The 19,449-nt window shown below is 63.2% G+C and carries 19 protein-coding genes and 1 tRNA gene; 12 read left to right on the forward strand and 8 right to left on the reverse strand.

Translation table 11 applies throughout. The features are described 5' to 3' along the window. The first annotated feature begins 9 nt into the window (after positions 1-9). Positions 10-375, forward strand: coding sequence for an alpha-hydroxy-acid oxidizing protein (locus GDA49_05310; GenBank protein ID MBC6439823.1), 366 nt, complete (start codon positions 10-12; stop codon positions 373-375). A 28-nt stretch (positions 376-403) separates the two neighbouring features. Here the strand turns inward: GDA49_05310 and GDA49_05315 are convergent. Then, positions 404-477, reverse strand: a tRNA-Cys gene (locus GDA49_05315). 275 nt (positions 478-752) lie between these two features. Between GDA49_05315 and GDA49_05320 the strand changes: the two genes are divergently transcribed. The 7 genes from GDA49_05320 (at position 753) to GDA49_05350 (ending at position 8,471) form a co-directional block, all read left to right on the forward strand. Beyond that, positions 753-1,409, forward strand: a complete 657-nt coding sequence (locus GDA49_05320) for a protein-L-isoaspartate O-methyltransferase (protein MBC6439824.1) — start codon at positions 753-755, stop codon at positions 1,407-1,409. Then, a complete protein-coding gene (locus GDA49_05325) occupies positions 1,387-2,757 on the forward strand; it encodes a TolC family outer membrane protein (GenBank protein MBC6439825.1) in 1,371 nt (456 codons plus the stop codon). The genes GDA49_05320 and GDA49_05325 overlap by 23 nt, the downstream gene beginning before the upstream one ends. 148 nt (positions 2,758-2,905) lie before the next feature. Further along, positions 2,906-3,580: a DUF2497 domain-containing protein gene (locus GDA49_05330; protein MBC6439826.1), complete on the forward strand. Its 675-nt coding sequence runs from the start codon at positions 2,906-2,908 to the stop codon at positions 3,578-3,580. 73 nt (positions 3,581-3,653) lie between these two features. After that, a complete protein-coding gene (locus GDA49_05335) occupies positions 3,654-6,302 on the forward strand; it encodes a valine--tRNA ligase (GenBank protein ID MBC6439827.1) in 2,649 nt (882 codons plus the stop codon). Between the two features lie 353 nt (positions 6,303-6,655). After that, positions 6,656-6,862: a hypothetical protein gene (locus GDA49_05340; GenBank protein MBC6439828.1), complete on the forward strand. Its 207-nt coding sequence runs from the start codon at positions 6,656-6,658 to the stop codon at positions 6,860-6,862. A 164-nt stretch (positions 6,863-7,026) separates the two neighbouring features. Then, positions 7,027-7,746, forward strand: coding sequence for a gamma-glutamyl-gamma-aminobutyrate hydrolase family protein (locus tag GDA49_05345; protein ID MBC6439829.1), 720 nt, complete (start codon positions 7,027-7,029; stop codon positions 7,744-7,746). A gap of 2 nt (positions 7,747-7,748) precedes the next feature. Beyond that, the gene (locus GDA49_05350; protein ID MBC6439830.1) at positions 7,749-8,471 is read left to right on the forward strand and encodes a hypothetical protein; all 723 of its coding nucleotides are present in this window, start codon (positions 7,749-7,751) and stop codon (positions 8,469-8,471) included. Here GDA49_05350 and GDA49_05355 read toward each other — a convergent pair. After that, on the reverse strand, positions 8,468-9,334 hold the full coding sequence (locus tag GDA49_05355) for a hypothetical protein (protein MBC6439831.1): 867 nt from the start codon (positions 9,332-9,334) through the stop codon (positions 8,468-8,470). The two genes, GDA49_05350 and GDA49_05355, sit on opposite strands and share 4 nt — an antisense overlap. A 42-nt stretch (positions 9,335-9,376) precedes the next feature. Next, complete coding sequence (locus GDA49_05360) at positions 9,377-9,583, reverse strand: hypothetical protein (protein MBC6439832.1); 207 nt, start codon at positions 9,581-9,583, stop codon at positions 9,377-9,379. 145 nt (positions 9,584-9,728) lie between these two features. Here GDA49_05360 and ilvD point away from each other — a divergent pair, with 145 nt between their 5' ends. Next, the gene (gene ilvD / locus GDA49_05365) at positions 9,729-11,447 is read left to right on the forward strand and encodes a dihydroxy-acid dehydratase (protein MBC6439833.1); all 1,719 of its coding nucleotides are present in this window, start codon (positions 9,729-9,731) and stop codon (positions 11,445-11,447) included. A gap of 563 nt (positions 11,448-12,010) precedes the next feature. Here the strand turns inward: ilvD and GDA49_05370 are convergent. From GDA49_05370 to GDA49_05390, 5 genes are all read right to left on the reverse strand, one after another. Next, the gene (locus GDA49_05370) at positions 12,011-12,283 is read right to left on the reverse strand and encodes a hypothetical protein (protein MBC6439834.1); all 273 of its coding nucleotides are present in this window, start codon (positions 12,281-12,283) and stop codon (positions 12,011-12,013) included. 223 nt (positions 12,284-12,506) lie between these two features. Then, positions 12,507-13,178: an aspartate/glutamate racemase family protein gene (locus GDA49_05375; GenBank protein MBC6439835.1), complete on the reverse strand. Its 672-nt coding sequence runs from the start codon at positions 13,176-13,178 to the stop codon at positions 12,507-12,509. 356 nt (positions 13,179-13,534) lie between these two features. Then, positions 13,535-13,858, reverse strand: coding sequence for a hypothetical protein (locus GDA49_05380; protein MBC6439836.1), 324 nt, complete (start codon positions 13,856-13,858; stop codon positions 13,535-13,537). Between the two features lie 299 nt (positions 13,859-14,157). Continuing rightward, on the reverse strand, positions 14,158-14,928 hold the full coding sequence (xth, locus tag GDA49_05385) for an exodeoxyribonuclease III (protein ID MBC6439837.1): 771 nt from the start codon (positions 14,926-14,928) through the stop codon (positions 14,158-14,160). Positions 14,929-14,974: 46 nt separating this feature from the next. Continuing rightward, positions 14,975-15,319, reverse strand: a complete 345-nt coding sequence (locus GDA49_05390) for an iron-sulfur cluster assembly accessory protein (GenBank protein ID MBC6439838.1) — start codon at positions 15,317-15,319, stop codon at positions 14,975-14,977. Between the two features lie 105 nt (positions 15,320-15,424). On the opposite strand from GDA49_05390, the gene GDA49_05395 reads away from it, so the two are divergent. The 3 genes from GDA49_05395 to GDA49_05405 all read left to right on the forward strand — a co-directional run bounded on the left by GDA49_05395 (position 15,425) and on the right by GDA49_05405 (position 19,447). Beyond that, a complete protein-coding gene (locus GDA49_05395) occupies positions 15,425-16,591 on the forward strand; it encodes a deoxyguanosinetriphosphate triphosphohydrolase (protein ID MBC6439839.1) in 1,167 nt (388 codons plus the stop codon). Then, positions 16,575-18,347 (forward strand): arginine--tRNA ligase, encoded by a 1,773-nt coding sequence (locus GDA49_05400; GenBank protein ID MBC6439840.1) that lies wholly within the window; start codon positions 16,575-16,577, stop codon positions 18,345-18,347. The genes GDA49_05395 and GDA49_05400 overlap by 17 nt, the downstream gene beginning before the upstream one ends. A 191-nt stretch (positions 18,348-18,538) precedes the next feature. Then, positions 18,539-19,447 (forward strand): SPOR domain-containing protein, encoded by a 909-nt coding sequence (locus tag GDA49_05405; protein MBC6439841.1) that lies wholly within the window; start codon positions 18,539-18,541, stop codon positions 19,445-19,447. Positions 19,448-19,449 lie beyond the last annotated feature (2 nt).

Here is a 19,449-nt window from a genome sequence, read left to right on the forward strand (position 1 = left end):
CTTATACGGATGGCCCCGCGCACGTCAATGCGTACGCTGACGGGTATACAGCGCCTGATCGGTGACGACGCGATCGCCGTCTCGAACCATGACGGTCACCAGCTCGATGCGGTGCCGACGTCCATATCCGTGTTGCACGTCATCCGCGAAGCGGTCGGCCCCGACGCCTGCCTGCCAGACGTCGGCGGCGTGTGTTCGGCGCTTGATGAAATGTGGCTGATCGGACTGGGGCTGACTTCGTCCTGCCGGGACGCGCCTTCGTCCATGCCGTCGCCGCGGGGGCCGTTCGGGTGGCGATCACATGCTGTCGATCCTCAAGACCGAACTGCGCCAGAACATGATCGAAGTCGGCTGCCGCCATTCATCGACGCCTGATCTCAAGATAACCTGGTCTTGAGATGAGTGGAGGCCAGGACCGGAATCGAACCGATGTAAGCGGATTTGCAGTCCGCTGCATCACCACTCTGCCACCTGGCCGCGGAGCGGGCGTTCCTAGCGGTTTCGCAGAGGGGCTGCAACAGGTTTGTTGCCGTCGCTTTTGGCCCGCCGCCATGCGATCCAGGGTCGCCAGCCTCGCCTGCCACGACGGCGACGCCATGCCGCACGATGACGCGCAAGCCTTCGCCTGGTTCCAGTGCGCCGCGGCGCTTCGGTTGGATGTGTGATGCCGGTCAACCGGAGACGCCGGTTGCGCGCGCGATGGACAAGGGTTAAAGAAGTCATCGTTCTGGAACCTGCGGAAAGCCCTGTTCATGGTCGATTTCGTCAAGGCCCGAAAGGCCATGGTGGACAGCCAGATACGGACCGTGAAGGTCACTGACGAGCGGATTCTCGATGCGCTGGGTGATATCCCGCGCGAGGTTTTTCTGCCCGAGCATCTGCGGTCGATTGCCTATGTCGATGAGGATCTCCGGATCAAGTGCGAACGTTATGTCACCGAGCCCATGGTGCTGGCCCGCCTTCTGCAGACGGCCGAGATCACGGCGAGCGACGCGGTCCTGGTTGTCGGCTGCACCACGGGTTACGCCGTTGCGCTGGTCTCGCACCTTGCCGAGACGGTCGTGGGGCTCGACGATGATCCCGAGTTTGTTGCCCATGCCGACCGTGTTTTGTCCGATCTCGGTGTCGACAACGGTGTCGTGGTGGAGGGCGAGCTTGTCGAGGGGTATCCCAGGCAGGCACCTTACGATGTGATCATCATCGAGGGGCGCTGTGGCGAGGTTCCCGACGGGATAACCGAACAGCTCGCTGACGGTGGTCGTCTCTTGACGGTCGTCGACGATCGCGGGGTCGGCAAGGCTGTCGTGATGCGCCGCGGCACCGGCGGTGCTGTCGGACAGCGCGTGTTGTTTGACGCCAATGTCCCACCTTTGCGGAGTTTCGTACGTGAAGCCGCATTTCAGCTTTAGAACCCTCGCCGCCAGTTCCGCCTTCGCGCTGCTGGCAGGCGCTGCGACGCCGTCCTGGGCCCAGGGCCTCGAGGAGGTGATGGCTCTGACCTACAACAGCAACCCGACGCTGTTGGCGGCGCGCGCCGAGCTCCGTTCGGTCGATGAGCAGATTTCGCAGGCACTGTCGGGTTTCAGGCCGACACTCTCGGCGACCGGTGCGTTAGCGTACGAACGCAGCGAGACGAACTTGTCGCCCTGGGAGTCTTCGAACCCGAACAACTATGGGCTCAGCCTGAACCAGCCGCTCTATCAGGGTGGCAGGACTGCCGCGAAAGTGTCACAGGCCGACAACATCATTATCGCCCAGCGGGCCAGCCTTCAGAACATCGAACAGCAGGTCCTGCTGGACGCGGTTACGAGCTACATGGACGTCGTGCTTGCACGCGAGGTGGTGAACCTTGCGGTCAGCAACGAACAGCGCCTGCTGCGCCAGCTTGAGGCGACCGAGGACCGGTTTCGTGTCGGTGAAGTGACCCGGACCGACGTTTCGCAGGCGCGCGCCCGGCATGCCGGCGCGGTTGCAGATCGAATCCGGGCGGAAGGCTCACTGATCAGCGAGAACGCGTCGTTCGAGGAGACGATCGGGATCGCGCCCACTGTGTTGTCGCGGCCGGGCGTTCTGGTCGGACTGCCGCAGGATGTCGATGAGGCGCAGCATATCGCCGAGCGCGAAAGTTCCGTGATCCGTCAGGCGCTGGCGACCGAGTTGGCTGCAAGGGACGGTATCGACATCCAGTTCGCCGATCTGCTGCCCCACATCAACCTGATTGCCAGCTATCAGCATCTTGATGATCTCAGCACGACGATCGCCGATCAGGACGAGTTTTCAATTCAGGTGCAACTGACGGTTCCGCTTTACCAGGCCGGATTCGAATCCTCCCAGATCCGTGAGGCGACCCAGACGGCGGCCCAGAGACGTATTCAGATCGATGAGGCACGGCGTCAGGTCGAAGCGAATGTCATCAGTTCGTGGCAGGCTTTCGCGACGGCTCTGGCCGAGGTCGACGCCTTCATGGCCGAGGTCGAGGCCAACACCATCGCCCTTGAGGGCACCGAGCGCGAGGCGCAGGTGGGCGAGCGCACCGTTCTGGACATCCTCGATGCCGAGCAGGAGCTGTTCGAGAGCCAGATCAGGCTGGTGACGGCCGAACGCGATGCCGTGGTCGCGAGCTACGCCCTGCAGGCCACGCTTGGGCGCCTGACCGCCGACGACCTTCGGCTCCCGGTCGTGATTTACGACGTCGAGGAGTATTACGACGAGGCCCGCGACGCGTGGTGGGGATACGGCGGTCTGACCGACGACTGACTGCTGGAGATGGCTGACGTTTCGGAAGGCCCACAAATAGCATAATCTGCATGCGAATGCGTGGGTAGTATAGCTCCCGACTACCCGACTATGTTTCGGAAGGCCCACAAATCGCATAATCTGCATGCGAACGAGAACGGTTGAGGCGATGGCAGATTCCACGAACAGTCAGGATCCCTCGATGGAGGACATCCTGGCGTCGATTCGCAAGATCATCGACGAGGACGATTCCAGGGGCGATACGACCGTTCGGGACGCGCAGGACGATGCTGCGCCCGACGATGACATCGTCGGCCTCGCCGAGATAGCCGATGACGAGGATGCCGAGCCGCTCGACTTGGCCGAAGTGATCGAAGCCGAAGCGGAAGCCGACGTGCCGGAAATGCCTGAGGCCGCTGAGGCGGATCCGCCGGAAGAGAACGATGGCGAGGCTGCGGTCCCCGAGGCCGAAGAAGCGGCCCACATCACCGGCACGGATGTGTCGCATGTTCCCGAGGACATCGGGATCGCACCGGTTGCCGACGCTGTGCCCGATAATGAGAAACCGCTCCAGGAGGAGAAACCCATGAGCGACGACGGTCTGATGTCGGAAGCCACGCGCAGTTCTGCCGCCGCCGCCCTTGGTTCGCTCGCCCGGGCGACCGAGCGCGATCCGCTTGAAGGCGTACCTCAAGGCCGGCCGATCGAGCAGCTTGTGATGGAACAGCTCAGGCCCATGCTGAGCCAATGGCTGGACGAGAATCTGCCGGCCATTGTCGAACGGATTGTCGAGCGTGAAGTACGCTACCTCTCGCGGCGGCTCGAGGGCGACGACAGGAACTGACAAAACGACAGGATCGTCTATAACCCGGCGCCGCGGATGACCCTCCGCGGCGTTGCTGTCCTGGAACCAAGCCATGCTTGAAAAGACCTACGACGCCAACGGCGTCGAACAGAACCTTTATGAAGACTGGGACCGCGACGGCTCGTTCTCAATCGGCAGCCGTGACAACGCGCAGCCCTACACCATCGTCATTCCGCCGCCGAACGTCACCGGCAGCCTGCATATGGGCCATGCTCTCAACAACACGCTGCAGGACATCCTGATCCGCCACGAGCGCATGAAGGGGCGCGATGCGCTCTGGCAGCCGGGCATGGATCATGCCGGCATCGCGACGCAGATGGTGGTCGAGCGTCAGCTTGCCGAACAGGGTCTCGACCGGCGCGAAATGGGGCGGGAAGCCTTCATCGACAAGGTCTGGACCTGGAAGGGTGAGTCCGGCGGCCTGATCGGCCGGCAGCTTCGGCGCCTGGGTGCCTCGGCGGACTGGTCGCGCGAACGCTTCACCATGGACGAGGGCCTGAGTGAGGCCGTGATCAAGGTCTTCGTCGACCTCTACGAAGCCGGCCTTATCTACAAGGACAAACGCCTGGTCAACTGGGATCCCAGGCTGTTGACCGCGATCTCCGATCTGGAAGTCCAGCAGCAGGAGGTGAAGGGCCATCTCTGGCACTTCCGCTACCCCGTCGAGGGCGAAGACGGTCGTTTCATCACCGTCGCGACGACCCGGCCGGAGACGATGCTGGGCGATACTGCGGTGGCCGTGCACCCCGACGATGAGCGCTATCGCGACCTTGTCGGCAAACACGCCATTCTGCCGCTGGTCGGCCGCAGGATCGTGATCGTGGCTGATGAGTACGCTGACCCCGAACAGGGTTCCGGTGCGGTGAAGATCACGCCGGCGCACGATTTCAACGACTTCGAGGTCGGCAAGCGCCACAACCTCGAAATGATCAACATTCTGGATGCCGAAGCACGCATCAACGAGAACGCGCCCGCAGCCTACCGCGGCCTCGACCGTTTCGAGGCGCGCGAGCGTATCGTCGCCGACATGGAGGCCGACGGCTTTCTGGAGACGATCGACGAACATCTCCATCAGGTGCCGTTCGGGGACCGTGGCGGCGTGCCGATCGAGCCCTGGCTGACAGAGCAGTGGTATGCGGACGCCAGGACGCTGGCCGAACCTGCCATCAGGGCGGTCGAGGAGGGCAAGACCTGCTTCGTGCCAGAGAACTGGACCAGGACCTACTATGAGTGGATGCGCAACATTCAGCCCTGGTGCATCTCGCGCCAACTCTGGTGGGGCCACCAGATTCCCGCGTGGTACGGGCCCGACGGCGAGGTCTTTGTGGCGCATGACGAGGAGGCGGCACGGCTCAGGGCGCGCGAGCACTACGGCGAAGACGTTCCGCTGGAGCGTGACCCCGACGTGCTCGACACGTGGTTCTCGTCGGCGCTGTGGCCGTTCTCGACCCTCGGCTGGCCCGAGGACACTCCGGAACTGCGCCGCTATTACCCGACCGATGTGCTGGTCACGGGCTTCGATATCATCTTCTTCTGGGTCGCCCGCATGATGATGATGGGACTTCACTTCATGAAAGAGGTGCCGTTCCACACCGTCTACATCCATGCGCTGGTGCGGGACGAGAAGGGCGCCAAGATGTCGAAGTCCAAGGGGAACATCATCGATCCCCTGGAACTGATCGACGAGTACGGTGCCGACGCGCTGCGCTTCACGCTCTGCGCCATGGCGGTGCCCGGGCGTGACATCAAGCTCTCGAAGCAGCGTGTGGAGGGCTATCGCAACTTCGGAACCAAGCTCTGGAATGCGGCGCGTTACTGCGAGATGAACGGCTGCGTTGCCGACAGCACGTTCGACCCGTCAACCTGCAGGGAGACCGTGAACCGCTGGATCGCGAGCGAGATGGCGCGGCTCCGCATCCGTCTCGATGTGGCGCTTGCGGCCTATCGCTTCAACGACGGTGCGCAGGCGGCCTATCAGGCAGCCTGGAACGTGTTCTGCGACTGGTACCTCGAGTTCACCAAGCCGATCCTCAACAGTGACGACGAGGCGGCTGCGGCCGAGACTCGTGCGGCGACCGGTTGGGCTCTCGACCAGCTGCTGCTGATGCTGCATCCCATCATGCCCTTCATCACCGAGGAGCTGTGGCGTCAGCTGGACGGTCATCGCGAGACCAGGCTCATCCGCGCCGGTTGGCCCACCTATGGCGAGGAAGCGATCGACGTCGCAGCATCCAATGAGATGGACTGGATCGTCCGCCTGATCTCGCTGATCCGTACGATCCGCGCTGAGGTCAACGTGCCGGCCGGTGCCAGGATCGTGGCGTTGCTCAAGGACGGTGGCGCGGAGGCCGAGGCTCGCATGGCACGCCACCGGGACCTCATCCTGCGGCTGGCGCGTCTGGAGAGCATTGACCGCGCCAACACGACACCTGCGGGTTCGGCCCAAGCCGTGTTCGATGGTGCCACGCTCATCCTGCCGCTTGAAGACGTGATCGACATCGCGGCCGAGGTGACACGCTTGAAGAAGGCGATCGGCAAGGCCGACGGTGAGGTGGCCGGTCTCGGCAAGAAGCTCTCGAACGAGAAGTTCCTGGCCAATGCGCCCGACGAGGTCGTTGAGGAGAACCGGGAGCGTCTTGCTGCGGCGGAGCAGTCGCGCGACCGCTTGGCCGAGGCCCTGGCGCGGCTCGAGGCCGCCTGAGGCGCAGCCGTAAGGGCAGAGTATGGTGCGCCATGGCTGATACCAACGAACCGAAGGCCTCCGACGGCTGCGATCTCTCGCGTGTCTATGTGCTGTTGCCGCAGATGCGGCTTTACCCATCGGCTCGACATTGTGCGGGTCTGGGAGCCGTTCGTCATGCGCTTGACGATCCCCAACTCCAGCCAAGGGCGTTGCCAGACAGATGCCTGGGGCTTGCGACGCAGCATAGGCGCGGGCGGGCGGGAGATCCGGCTCGATGAGATACCGGCCGACGAACCGGTCGATCTGGTCCTCGGCGGTTCGTTCTGTTTCGCGGTTGGGGTGACGGCGACGGCAAGACCCTGCCCCCTCACATGGGCCAGATACCGAAAAGGCAGCAACCGCTCTACGGCCGGAAGAACGACGCGTTTTACCCACTGCGTCACAACGCGGAGAACCATGACGCCGAACGCGCCGAGTTCAATGCGTTGATCGAGAGCACCTTGAAGGCTTGGTCGCAGCACGCCGACGCCATCGGCGCCCGGCTGATCTGCTTCACCCAGACGACCGCGTTCACATGATCGATCGTGGCGACGCGGTGGTGTGCGACCGGGTGACGAAGCGGCTCATCCCATAACTTGAGAATCGTTCATGAAGATGTTGAAAATTCTCCGCTGGATTCATGTAATGGCCCGGATTACCTCTCGATGACGGGCATGAACCCGTATTTCCGGGGGATCTCTCAATGTCATCAAGCATTCTTTACGTCGTTCACAACCAGGCTTGGACGGACTGTCGCGTGGCCGAAGTCCTGCGCTCGCGCGGCCATACGATCGAATTCGTCTGCCCGGCCTTCGGCGATACCTTGCCGCCGGTCGACGGCTACACCGCCCTGGTGATCGGCGGCAGCGAGGACGGCCATGCTGCCCGGCCCGACGAACTGCAGTGGGTCGCCGACGAGATCGCCTACATCCGTGAGGCTGTCGACAAGGGTGTGCCGACCTATGGAATCTGCATGGGCGCGCAGCTCCTGGCCGCGGCCTACGACGGCAAGATCTGGGGCCGTCCTGACGAGCTGTGTGAACTCGGCTTCTATCAGATCGACGCGACCGAAGCCGGACGCGACCTCTTCGAGGGCACCAGCCATTTCTACGAGGCACATTACGAAGGCATCTTCCGGCTGCCGGACAACGCTGTGCTGCTGGCGCGCGGAAACCAGTTTCCGGTGCAGGCGTTCCGCATTGGCGACCACGCTTACGGCACGCAGTTCCATCCCGATGTCGCGCTCGAAAAGCTGACCCGCGAGTTCCTGGAGAACGATCCCTACATCGACTTCTTTGGCGCTCAGAGCGTCGAGGAGCAGCTGCGTCTGGCCGCGGTCTATGAGGACTCGATCCAGGCCTGGACGGAACGGTTCATCGACACCTGGGTCGGTTCGGCTTGCAGCGAAGCGGAGGCGGCGTAATCATGATGTCCGATCGCATTCTCTATATCATCCACCGCCGCGACTGGACCAGCACGCGCATCGCCGACGTCCTGGACACTCGGGGCTATGAGATCGATTTCCTGTGCCATGTCGATGGCGATCCCTTGCCTGAAGACGCATCGGCCTACGCCGGCGTTGTGATTGCCGGTGGTTGTGAGGGGTCAATGCGCCAGTCGGAGCGCTGGCCCTGGCTGATCCGTGAAATGGCCTGGGTGCGCAAGGTGGTCGAGCGCGGCGATCGTCCGGTCCTGGGCATGTGCCTCGGCGCTCAGCTGATTGCCATGGCGTTCGGCGGTGAGGGTGGCCCCCGTCCGGACGGCCTGATGGAACTCGGGTTCTATCCCCTGGAGCCGACCGCCGAGGGCGCGAGCCTGTTCTTCGGCCTCAGCCACATCTACCAGGCGCACTACGAGGGCATCATGCACCTGCCCGAAGGCGCAACGCTGCTCGCTCGCAACGAGGCGTTCCCGGTTCAGGCATACGCCCTGGGCTCCGCAATCGGCCTGCAGGGACACCCCGATGCCAAGCACGCCGATCTCGAAGGTTGGTATGGCGACAACGACACGCAGCTCGGCCGTCCGGGCATCCAGAGCCTTCCGCAGCAGTTGCGCTTGTCTGCGTCCTACGAAGCCTCGATCCAGGCCTGGACCGAGCGCTTCATCGAGTGCTGGCTCGAGGGCGGAATCGTGCGGCTTGCGGCCTAGCTGTCGCGTTCCAGCGGTCGGGTCAGACAGGTCGGCCCGCCTTCACCCTTGCGGCTGATCTCGCTGCCGTCATAGGTCACGACCTCACAACCTGCGGTCTCCAGCCGACGACGGGTTTCGGGGTTGCCTTCGACCATCACGCAACGGCGCGGCGCGGTCGCGAGCACGTTGCAGCCCATGCTTTCGAACTCCTCGTCGGGCACTTCGACCAAGCAGAGCCCGCGTTCCAGCAACCAGTTGCGGAACGGCACGGGCATCAGCGGCGAATAGACAAGCGCAAGATCACGATCGAGCGGCGACAGAATTGACATCAGATGAAACACGTCCGATGGCCCCCTGAAGTGAGGTAGCGGGCAGACTTCGACGTGAACGTCCGCACCGAGCAGCGCGCGTAGTTGGCGAATGCCCTCGGCATTGGTGCGGTAGCCGCAGGCGACGGCGCAGGTCCTGTCATCGAGCCAGACGAAATCGCCACCCTCGATGTGGCCGTCGCCCGTGATGGTGCCAGCAATGGCAACACCCTGGCTGTCATAGACGCCGCCGTTGACACCGGGTTCGGCCTTGCGCGCAGGTTTGCCCATGTTGCAGTGGATCACACCCTTGGGCGAGGGGATCGACGCGTCCCGCACATAAATCGAATCGATCGACAGGCCGTCGCCGTGGGGCAGGAAATGGATATCGGCACCGGCAAGCGAGAGGACTTCGACGAAACTGTCGTATTCGCGCAGGGCGGCGTCAAAGTCCGGCATGGCGTGATAGTTGAGACCCTGCCATTGGCCCGCGACTGTCATCGGATCGCGAAAGGCCTCGCGCGCGTGCCGCAGGCCGATGCGCGTGATGCGCCCGTATTCATTTATCGACATGTCAAAGCCCTTCCTTCCAGAGCAGATTCAATTTACTCGTGATCATATCCTGCGGCACCGAAGACGTTCGTGCCGTGCTGTGGCGTGAAGCGTCATCAGCACGAGCGGGATGATGTACTGCGTGAGTGCTCTCCAGCCGCCCGTCATGTCCTCGCCCTCGAGATAGCGTTGCGGCAACCCGTAGAGCCCGCAAAGCCCGGCTGCGAGCGCGACGCCGATCGAGATCGGGACGTGGTGGGCATGACGCATGATTGGGCGGAAGCCGCACGGGAATGGAGCCGCTGCTTGGCACAACGGCAACGGCGAGGGGACCCGGGTGCAGCGTGACATCGCGGGACCGCACCACTAGTCTCCGCCGCGACAAACAAGACGTTTCGTTTCAGGGAGAGACGCCATGACCCGTTGGGACAAGTCGAAACTGCCGAGCCGACACGTGTCGGTGGGACCGAAGAGTGCACCGCACAGGGCCTTCTACTACGCCATGGGCCTGACCGATGACGATGTGGCGCAGCCTTTCGTCGGTGTCGCCACAACCTGGAACGAAGCAGCACCCTGTAACATCACCCTGATGCGTCAGGCGCAGGCGGTGAAGAAGGGCGTGAAGGCTGCCGGTGGCACACCGCGCGAGTTCACGACCATCACGGTGACCGATGGCATCGCCATGGGCCATCACGGCATGAAGTCGTCACTGGTGAGCCGCGAAGTCATCGCTGACTCAGTTGAACTCACCATGCGCGGGCATTGCTACGATGGCCTTGTCGGTCTCGCGGGCTGCGACAAATCCCTGCCGGGCATGATGATGTCGATGGTGCGGCTCAACGTGCCGTCGGTCTTCATCTATGGCGGTTCGATCCTGCCCGGCAAGTTCCGCGGCAAGGACGTGACGATCATCGATGTCTTCGAGGCGGTCGGTGCAAACGCAGCCGGGAACATGTCCGACGAGGACCTCGGCATTGTCGAACACGCGGCATGTCCGTCGGGCGGCTCCTGCGGCGGTCAGTTCACGGCGAACACCATGGCGACGGTCTCCGAGGCGATCGGCCTGGCTCTGCCGTACTCGGCCTCGACGCCGGCACCCTACGAGAGCCGCGACGCCTTCTGCGAGCGCGCGGGGCACGCGGTGATGGAGCTGATCGGAAAGAGTATCCGTCCGCGCGACATCGTCACGCGCAAGGCGCTTGAGAATGCGGCGGTCGTCGTCGCGGCCTCGGGCGGTTCAACCAACGCGGGGCTGCATCTTCCCGCGATTGCGCATGAGGCCGGCATCGGGTTCACGCTCGACGAGGTCTGTGAGATCTTTCGCAAGACGCCCTACATCGCCGATCTCAAGCCGGGCGGCCGTTACGTCGCCAAGGATCTCTACGAGGCCGGCGGCATCCCGATCCTGATCAAGGCGCTGCTGGATGGCGGCTATCTGCACGGCGACTGCCTGACGGTGACCGGAAAGACGCTGGCCGAGAATCATGCCGATGTGGTGTTCCCGGAGGACCAGGACGTCATCCGGCCGATCAGCAATCCGCTTTCGACAACGGGCGGCGTGGTCGGGCTGAAGGGCAACCTCGCACCGCAGGGCGGGATCGTGAAGATCGCCGGCATGAAAACCCTCCGGTTCCGCGGGCCTGCGCGCTGTTTCGACCGCGAGGAAGACTGCCTTGAGGCCGTGCTGCGCCAGGAATTCAACGAAGGTGATGTCCTGATCGTGCGCTACGAGGGCCCCAAGGGCGGCCCGGGCATGCGCGAGATGCTCTCGACCACCAGCGCACTCTACGGCCAGGGCATGGGCGAAAAGGTCGCCCTCATCACGGATGGGCGGTTCTCGGGCGGAACGCGCGGCTTCTGTATCGGCCATGTTGGGCCGGAGGCGGCCGAGGGCGGCCCGATCGGCCTTCTCCAGAACGGTGACATGATCGTCATCGACGCCGAAAAGGGCACGCTCGATGTCGAGCTCTCCGACGAGGAACTGGCCGCGCGCAAGGCGGATTGGCAACCGCGCCAGACGGACTACAACGCCGGCACCATCTGGAAGTACGCCCAGACGGTCGGTCCGGCCCGTTTTGGCGCCGTGACCCATCCCGGTGGGCAGGGCGAAACGCACGTTTTCGCCGACCTCTAGGTGTCGGTTGGCGTTCCGGGCGTCGGATCGCCGCATTGATCACGTCGGCAGCGTCGGCCCTTCAGGGGACGGAGTTCGCTCCAAACCCCCTCGAGTTCCGGCAATCTGTCATCGCAGCGGAACTATGGGATGTTGTCGGCCATCGTGGTGTGAACGGTCGGCGGAAGGGTGGCCGGATCATCCAGGGTTGAGGTGCAGACATGAACCTCTCTCGGCCAGTCGCTGTCTTCGTAGGGGAGCGACGTTCCGCGCCTGCCGCCCAGTGAGGATACGTCATGGCGGGCGTTCCGGAGGTTCAGCGAAACTCTCCGGGCTTCAGATCGACGAAGGCCATAACAAGAGCGCCTGCCGCCCAGTGAGGATACGTCATGGCGGGCATTCCGGAGGTTCAGCGAAACTCTCCGGGCTTCAGATCGACGAAGGCCATAACAAGAGCGCCTGCCGCCATGTGGCAACTGCGACAGTGGCAGTTGTTGGTTTCGAAGGTCTCGGCCGACATCCGGTAGCGGATCGCACCGCAACATCGCCTGATTGGATGTCACGAGAGGCTTGCGGGTTCGCGCTTACAGGGCATCAATGATTTCCATGGATTGCAGGGTGCCGCAGATCATCAAGATCGCTTCGGTCTCGGGCCGGCCAACCCCGGTACCGTACTCCAGCAGGTAGTCCGGCGTGACGCGCACCATGTCGACATCGTTTTCAATGTTGAGCGCCTGGATGTCCGGAATGTCGAAGCCCTGGGCGGCCACGTAGTGGGCCTCGATCCGGTTGACCTCGTCGGGATAAGGGGTTGCGACAACAATACGGGTCGCGCCGGGCGTCTTCAGCGCGCGCATCACACCGGTTATGAGGTATGTCGGCCTGGTTGCCCGGCGCTCCGCGTCCAGGTTCGGCAAAGACGACGCTCACGCCAATCATCACGCTCTCGACCGTCTGCTCCATAGCAAGCAGGGGGAACCCGATCGACGCGCGGTCGAATCAGCCGTTGTCGAAACGCGGCGAGCGCGGCTTCGATGCGGGCCAGACGGTCCCGGGCGTTGCGTCGCCGGGGTGCCAAATTCAGTGTTCCCGATAAAGTCGCCCGAGCCCCTCGATCCTGTCGTTCACGCCTGCGAGCCGCATCATATGCCAGATCAGAGCCTGGTTGCTGGCCACGCAGGGTTTTCCGGTCTTCTGCTCGATTTCTTCAATCACCTCGACCGTGCGTAGTGCCGTGCAGGAGATGAAGATGCCGTCCGCGTCGGGTCGATTGATCTCCAGTGCGAGTTTGACGAGGTCCTCGGGTTCGACCTGGCACATCTGACGGCCGGTCTCCAGGCACAGGCCCTGGACGTCGAGAACCTCAAAGCCGCGATCGACCAGCCAGTCGGCCTCGAAATGGTTGACCTCATCAAGATAGGGGGTGCCGAGCACGACCTTTGTCATGCCGAGCGCCCGCATGGCCGCGATCACGCACGCTGCTACCGATGTGGCCCTGGCACCCGGCTGACCCTCGGACAACTTGCGCGCGACCTCGTCCTCACCGACGACGACACTGCCGGACGTGCAGACATAGGCGACGGCGTCCATGTCTTCTGGCAGCAAGGCCGCGCAGGCTGGCAGGCGGTCACCGACAGCGGACAGGTTGGCAACGTCAACAGGGTCATCGATGTGCACCCGTGTGTAGAAGACGCCGACGTCGCTGGGTACGATGTTGCGGATGTCGTCATCGGCCGTTTCTTCGTTGGTCAAAAGGACGAAACCAAGACGACCGCGCCTGTGCCTGCCCCTGCCGAGCGTCACAGAGCGCGGAGTGGACAAAGGCCATCCCTCGACCTTTTCGGGCAATGCTGCCATCGTTTTCCTCCTTCCAAACGTTGTTCCAAGGGCCGGCCCGGGGGTTGGCCCGGCGGCCTCGAATCCTAAGACTCCAGAAACTCCTCCAGCGCTCGTTGCAGCGTTTTCGGATCGTTGACAAGTTCGATGTACTGATTGGCAGGATCTCGTGTTGCTTCGACCGCTTCTGCGGGCAACACATCGGTGATGCGTCTTTCGACGTCCGCTTCCGAAGTGGTGAGATAGTCCTTTGTCTGCTGGGAAATCTCAAGCTAGGGGAGAAGACTGATCGAGGCATAGGGGCCAACCTCATGCTCGCCGGCGTTCTCCGCAATGATCGGCAGGCTGTAGGAGAGGGCCTCACCGATCATGCCTGCGTAGAGGCGTGTGTCTACGGCGTCGGCCGCGAACAGCATTTCGGTTGTGCGTTCGAGATCGAAGCGGACGATTTCGCCGGCCAGGAACGGACGTCCAGCCTTGAACTGCGCGTCCGCCCCGCCGTTCTCGGCACCGGCGACATACCAGACGCAGGGGACGTGCGCCAGGCAACGACCTGGCCTCGTACAGCGGCCATGGCGACGGTGAACCCGCGGCATGGTCTGGCAGCACCCTGCACCCGTCGACAAACCGGGACGCTGTGACGGAGCCATCATTGATCGCCAACCCCAGCATTTCCAGGGCAACGGCGTCGCGTTGAGCGGGGCCGGTTGTCATCTCATAAACGGCGTTCCAGTCCTCACGGACCATCCAGGGATGACGGCGACCTCATCGAAGCTCGAAGGCGCCGTGCCATAGGTCGATGATGGAACGCTTGTGCCTGACGATTGTGTCCGCGAACCCAGGCAATCGCTCAGCGCCACGGCAAAGACAACACACGCGATCGTCGTGGTTTTCATCATGCAAGCTCACACCAGACGGGTGTGTGATCGGATGCCTTCTCCTTGCCGCGGGGTTCACGGTCGATGTCGCAGGCGACCAGACGGTCTGCGGCATGCGGAGAGAGCAGAAGGTGGTCGATGCGAACGCCGTGGTCGTGCCGCCATGCACCGCCCTTATAGTCCCAAAAACTCCAGGCACGGGCCGTGTCCGGGTGCAGCGTGCGGTAGGCCTCAGTATAGCCGAACCAGAGCAACTTGCGGAAGCGAGCGCGGCATTCCGGTCGGCACAGCGCATCGTCAGCCCAGCCTTCCGGGTCGTAGACGTCGGCGTCGGTCGGACAGACGTTGTAGTCGCCACCCAGAACGACGGCCTCTTCGTATGTCAGAAGCGTGTGGGCGTGGTCGACCAGACGGTCCATCCAGGCGAGCTTGTAGTCGAACTTTTCGCCCGGAGTCGGATTGCCGTTGGGCAGATATATCGCGGCGACCCGAACGCCGTTGGTAACCGCTTCCAGGTAACGGGCTTGTTCATCGCTGTCGTTGCCCGGAAGGACCCTGGTTTCGATGTCCAGAGGGTGCTTCGAAAGCACTGCCACGCCGTTGTAGGTCTTCTGGCCGACAACCGCGCAGTTGTAGCCGAGCTCTTCGATTTCCAGGAACGGGAAGCCGTCCTCGACCGTCCTGAGCTCCTGCAGCAGCGCCACGTCGGGCGCGGCATCATTCAGCCACGCCAGAACATTCGGCAGGCGCGCCTTGATCGAGTTGACGTTCCAGGTGGCAATCTTCATGGGCCGACGATAGCGGGCACACGAAGGGGAGGCCAGAGCCTGACGGCTAGATCGCGAACGAGGTGCCGCAGCCGCAGGACGATGTGGCGTTCGGGTTCTCCAGCGTGAAGTAGCTGCCTTCGAGGTTCTGGATGAATTCCAGCGTGGAACCTGCCAGGAACTGGAGCGAGATATCGTCGACCACGACCCTGGCACCGCCCGAGACATATTCGATATCGCCGTCTTCGGGCCCTTCGTCGATCTTGAAGTGGTACTGGAAGCCAGAGCAGCCGCCGCCGGTGACCACAATGCGCAGACGTCCCGCCGCAGCATCGCCACGTTCTGCGGTCATGATCTCCCCGATGCGCTTGGCAGCATCGGGGGTCACATTTATACCATCGATGGTGGTCATGTCGCTCATGGCCGTTTCTCTCTTGTACTCTCAATGTAGGTGCGCGCGAATGCGTGTCAATTCAACGCATTGCTATTGCCCTAACGGAACACTAGGTTCCGCGCCATGACGACCGGCTCCCTCGCGCCCTACGCTTGCGATCCCGCGCAAAGCAGGGGACGGCGCTTTCCCGAACCCGAGAGTCGAAGCCGATCGGTCTTTCAGCGTGACCGCGATCGAATCGTCCATTGCCGGGCATTCCGCCGTCTCATGCACAAGACTCAGGTGTTCATCGCGACCGAAGGCGATCATTTCCGCACGCGGCTGACCCACAGTCTGGAGGTGGCCCAGATCGCGCGCTCGGTCGCGCGGTCGTTGCGGCTCAACGAAGATCTCGCCGAGGCGGTATCGTTGGCGCACGATCTCGGCCATACGCCTTTCGGTCATGCTGGCGAGGATGTGCTGGATGCTGCCATGGAGGCCTGGGGCGGGTTCGATCACAACGTGCAGACCCTGCGCATTCTGACCGAGCTCGAAACCCGCTATGCCGATTTCGATGGCCTCAACCTGACTTGGGAGGCGCTCGAAGGGGTGGTGAAGCACAACGGCCCGATCGCCGGCGAGGTGCCGCGCGCGATCCGCGACTATTGCGCCGTCCACGACCTTCAGGTCGATACCTTCGCCGGTGCAGAAGCCCAGACCGCTGCGATTGCCGACGACATCGCCTATCACAGCCACGACATCGACGACGGGTTGCGGGCCGGCCTCTTCACGCTCGATGACCTGCTCGGTGCGCCGCTCGCGGGCGATGCCGCACGCGAGGTCATCGAGCGTTATCCCGGTGCCGCCTCCGACCGGTTGGTGCAGGAGACGGTGCGCCGGATCATCAACCGGCTGGTCGGCGATCTGACCGAGGAATCCCGTCTGAGGATCGCCGAAAGCGGCGTCGAGAGCGCCGATGATGTGCGCTGGCACGGCGCGCCGGTGATCGCGTTCAGCCCCTCGGTTGCGGAGGCCAACACGGCCTTGAAGGCCTGGCTATTCACGAATATGTATCATCACGACCGCGTAAAGGTTGAGCGCCGCGAGGCTGCCGAGCTTCTGCGTGCGTTGTTCGCGATCTTCAGCGACAGTCCGCAGCATCTGCCCGAGGAGTGGCGTCACTGCCTTGTCGGTCGGGACGAGACCGCTCGCATGCGGGTGATCGCCGACTATATCGCGGGTATGAGTGATCGGTTCGCACAGGAAGAACACCATCGTGTAGTGGCGAAGAAAGATGAATGTTTACGGTGAGTTTACTGGGCGAGTTCAGAAGATAATCGAAGACATGCAGGCGTCCGGTGCGCTCGCTGCCGGCGGCATGATCGACCGTATACTGGCAGAGCCCCCACGCGACACAAGCCATGGTGACGTGTCCACCAACGCTGCGCTGGTCCTGGCCAAATCCGCCGGGGTGAAGCCGCGTGATCTCGCACAGCAGATTGCCGATCGCCTGGGCGAAGACAGCGACGTGGCAGGGGTCGATGTGGCCGGACCCGGCTTCGTCAACATCCGGCTGGCCGACGACTTCTGGCGCGACCGCTTGACCACTCTGTTGCGCGCCGGCGCGTTGGCGCAGTTGCCGAACCTCGGCGCGGGACGTACGGCGAACGTCGAATACGTCTCGGCCAATCCCACGGGCCCACTCCACGTCGGCCATGCTCGCGGTGCGGTCTATGGTGATGCGCTGGCCTCGCTGTTGGCTGCGGTCGGTTACGACGTCACGCGTGAGTACTACGTCAACGACGCAGGCGCCCAGGTCGACAAGCTCGCCTGGTCGTCCTACCTGCGCTACCTGCAGGCGCTCGGCGATGACGTGCCCGCCGAGGCCTTCGGGGGGCTCTATCCGGGCGAATACCTGATGGCCGTGGGTGAAGCCTTGGCGCGCGACCACGGTACCGCCCTGAAAGAGGCGGTGGGCGCGGTGGAACGGGGCGCGAGCCCTCTGCCGGAGCCGCTAATCGCTGTTCGCCGGTTCACCATCGAAGCGATGATGGACATGATTCGCGAAGACCTCGCGCTGGTCGGTATCAACCAGGAGGTTTTCAGTTCCGAGCGTGCCATGGTCGAATCGGGCGGTATCGAGGCCTGTCTCGCCAAGCTCGAATCGAAGGGCCTGATCTATACCGGTGTGCTGGAGCCCCCCAAAGGCAAGAAGCCGGAGGACTGGGAGCCTGTGCCCCAGACGCTCTTCAAGTCCTCGGACTTCGGTGACGACCTGGACCGTCCCCTCAAGAAGTCGGACGGCACCTGGACCTATTTCGCGCCCGACATCGCTTACCACAACGGCAAGGTTGAGCGCGGTTTCGATGTGATGATCAACATCTTCGGTGTCGACCATGCCGGTTACGTCAGGCGTTTGAAGGCCTCGGTCGCAGCGCTCTCGGATGGCAAAGCCGATTTCGACGTTCTGCTGACCCAGCTGGTGAACCTTTTCGAGAACGGCGAGCCGTTCCGGATGTCGAAGCGGGCAGGGCGTTTCATTACACTGCGCGACGTTGTCGAGGCAGTTGGCAAGGATGTCGTCCGGTTCATCATGCTGACCAGAAAGCCCGATGCGCCGCTCGATTTCGATCTCGTGAAGGTCCGGGAACAGTCGAAGGACAACCCCGTCTTTTACGTGCACTACGCACACGCCCGGATCTGTTCGGTCATGCGCAATGTCGCCGAGGCAGGGATCGATACGTCGGCTCTCTCCGAAACCGACCTCTCAGGTTTGTCGGATGAAGCCGAGTTGGGCCTGATCAAGGTCCTGGCGCGCTGGCCCCGGGTTGTCGAGGGCGCGGCCGAGGCGCACCAGCCTCACCGGATCGCCACCTATCTGCATGAAGTTGCAGGGGAATTCCACGCGTTGTGGAACAAGGGGCGCGACGATCCTTCCCTGCGCTTCCTTGTGGAAGATAATGAGGGGCTGACACGTGCAAGGCTTGCACTGATCGATGGCGTCAGGCAGGTGATTGCCGAAGGGCTTCATCTCTTCGGTGTCGAACCCAGGGAGGAAATGCGCTGAGCACGCGCAGGGAACCCAAGCTTTTCTGTGGAGGCGACAACAAGGCACCGCAGCCCGGGCCCGAGGTAAAGCCGGACGTCGAGCCCGAACCCCCTGCCTATGTCGAACCGCCTCCGCCTGCACCGGCGCCTCGGGCATCCTGCGACGATGATGACGACGAGCAGCGGCAGCGGCGCTTTCCGACCGGCTGGGTGATCGGCCTCCTGGTCCTCGGCGGGCTTGTCTACGGCGGTTGGCAGGGCTATCAGTTCCTCCAGGGCACGCCGTCGGTGTCTGGCGAGATGCCTTACTTCACCGCGAACAACTCGCCTTACAAGCAGGTTCCGGACGACCCCGGTGGTGCCGAAATCGAGCACACAGACGTCGCGATCCTGATCGAAACGTTCGGTGGTGAAGCGGAGGGCGAGAAGCTTGAAGTCCTTATGCCCGAGCCCGAACGACCGATGGCACTCAAGGACACAGCCGACGATTCAGACATCATCGACGTCGAGGTTTCGGGCGTTGCGGAGACCATCACCACGGTCGGCACCGACCCGTTCTACAGCCCCGACGCGGTGACCACGCTGGTCGATCAGGTCATGACCGATGTGGCCAATGCCGTTCCCGGCGGGTTGCCGATCCCGACCGAGAAGCCGGAACCGCCCGAAGCTCCGGCCGTTACGATCGCCGCCGTTGATGAGACCACGGTCTCGCTCGCCGCCGGTGCCGACAACGCGGGTCTGACCGACGATGCGGGTCTGACCTTCGAAGACGTCGTGTCGGCCGTTGAAGGCACGAGCAGGGCGACAACCGGGACGGTCGCCACGAACACCGGAGAGCCTGCACTCGACGGCGCTGCCGTTCCCAGGGGCGACGGGCTGACGCGGGTTCAGATCGCCGCCTATTCATCGCGTGACATCGCCACGGCGGCCTGGGACCGGCTCTATCTCAACAACAACGACCTGCTTGCCGATGTCGACGCCCTGATCATCGAGGCCGTGATCGGCGAGGCGACATTCTATCGGCTCCAGGTCGGGGCCTACGACAGTCGCGCGGGCGCGGAGACGTTGTGTTCCGATCTCAGGCAGCGGGACATCGACTGCCTCGTGGTTGGTCCCTGACG

The sequence above is a fragment of the Rhodospirillales bacterium genome (genome assembly GCA_014323865.1).
In the GTDB taxonomy this organism is placed as follows: domain Bacteria; phylum Pseudomonadota; class Alphaproteobacteria; order SP197; family SP197; genus SP197.

What these genes read in the sequence shown, in the direction of transcription:
- GDA49_05310 (MBC6439823.1), top strand. Translation starts at nt 10, where the DNA reads ATGGCCCCGCGCACGTCAATGCGTACGCTGACGGGTATACAGCGCCTG.
- GDA49_05320 (MBC6439824.1), top strand. Translation starts at nt 753, where the DNA reads ATGGTCGATTTCGTCAAGGCCCGAAAGGCCATGGTGGACAGCCAGATA.
- GDA49_05330 (MBC6439826.1), top strand. Translation starts at nt 2,906, where the DNA reads ATGGCAGATTCCACGAACAGTCAGGATCCCTCGATGGAGGACATCCTG.
- GDA49_05335 (MBC6439827.1), top strand. Translation starts at nt 3,654, where the DNA reads ATGCTTGAAAAGACCTACGACGCCAACGGCGTCGAACAGAACCTTTAT.
- GDA49_05340 (MBC6439828.1), top strand. Translation starts at nt 6,656, where the DNA reads ATGGGCCAGATACCGAAAAGGCAGCAACCGCTCTACGGCCGGAAGAAC.
- GDA49_05345 (MBC6439829.1), top strand. Translation starts at nt 7,027, where the DNA reads ATGTCATCAAGCATTCTTTACGTCGTTCACAACCAGGCTTGGACGGAC.
- GDA49_05350 (MBC6439830.1), top strand. Translation starts at nt 7,749, where the DNA reads ATGATGTCCGATCGCATTCTCTATATCATCCACCGCCGCGACTGGACC.
- GDA49_05355 (MBC6439831.1), bottom strand. Translation starts at nt 9,334, where the DNA reads ATGTCGATAAATGAATACGGGCGCATCACGCGCATCGGCCTGCGGCAC.
- GDA49_05360 (MBC6439832.1), bottom strand. Translation starts at nt 9,583, where the DNA reads ATGCGTCATGCCCACCACGTCCCGATCTCGATCGGCGTCGCGCTCGCA.
- ilvD (MBC6439833.1), top strand. Translation starts at nt 9,729, where the DNA reads ATGACCCGTTGGGACAAGTCGAAACTGCCGAGCCGACACGTGTCGGTG.
- GDA49_05370 (MBC6439834.1), bottom strand. Translation starts at nt 12,283, where the DNA reads ATGCGCGCGCTGAAGACGCCCGGCGCGACCCGTATTGTTGTCGCAACC.
- GDA49_05380 (MBC6439836.1), bottom strand. Translation starts at nt 13,858, where the DNA reads ATGCCGCGGGTTCACCGTCGCCATGGCCGCTGTACGAGGCCAGGTCGT.
- xth (MBC6439837.1), bottom strand. Translation starts at nt 14,928, where the DNA reads ATGAAGATTGCCACCTGGAACGTCAACTCGATCAAGGCGCGCCTGCCG.
- GDA49_05390 (MBC6439838.1), bottom strand. Translation starts at nt 15,319, where the DNA reads ATGACCACCATCGATGGTATAAATGTGACCCCCGATGCTGCCAAGCGC.
- GDA49_05395 (MBC6439839.1), top strand. Translation starts at nt 15,425, where the DNA reads ATGACGACCGGCTCCCTCGCGCCCTACGCTTGCGATCCCGCGCAAAGC.
- GDA49_05400 (MBC6439840.1), top strand. Translation starts at nt 16,575, where the DNA reads ATGAATGTTTACGGTGAGTTTACTGGGCGAGTTCAGAAGATAATCGAA.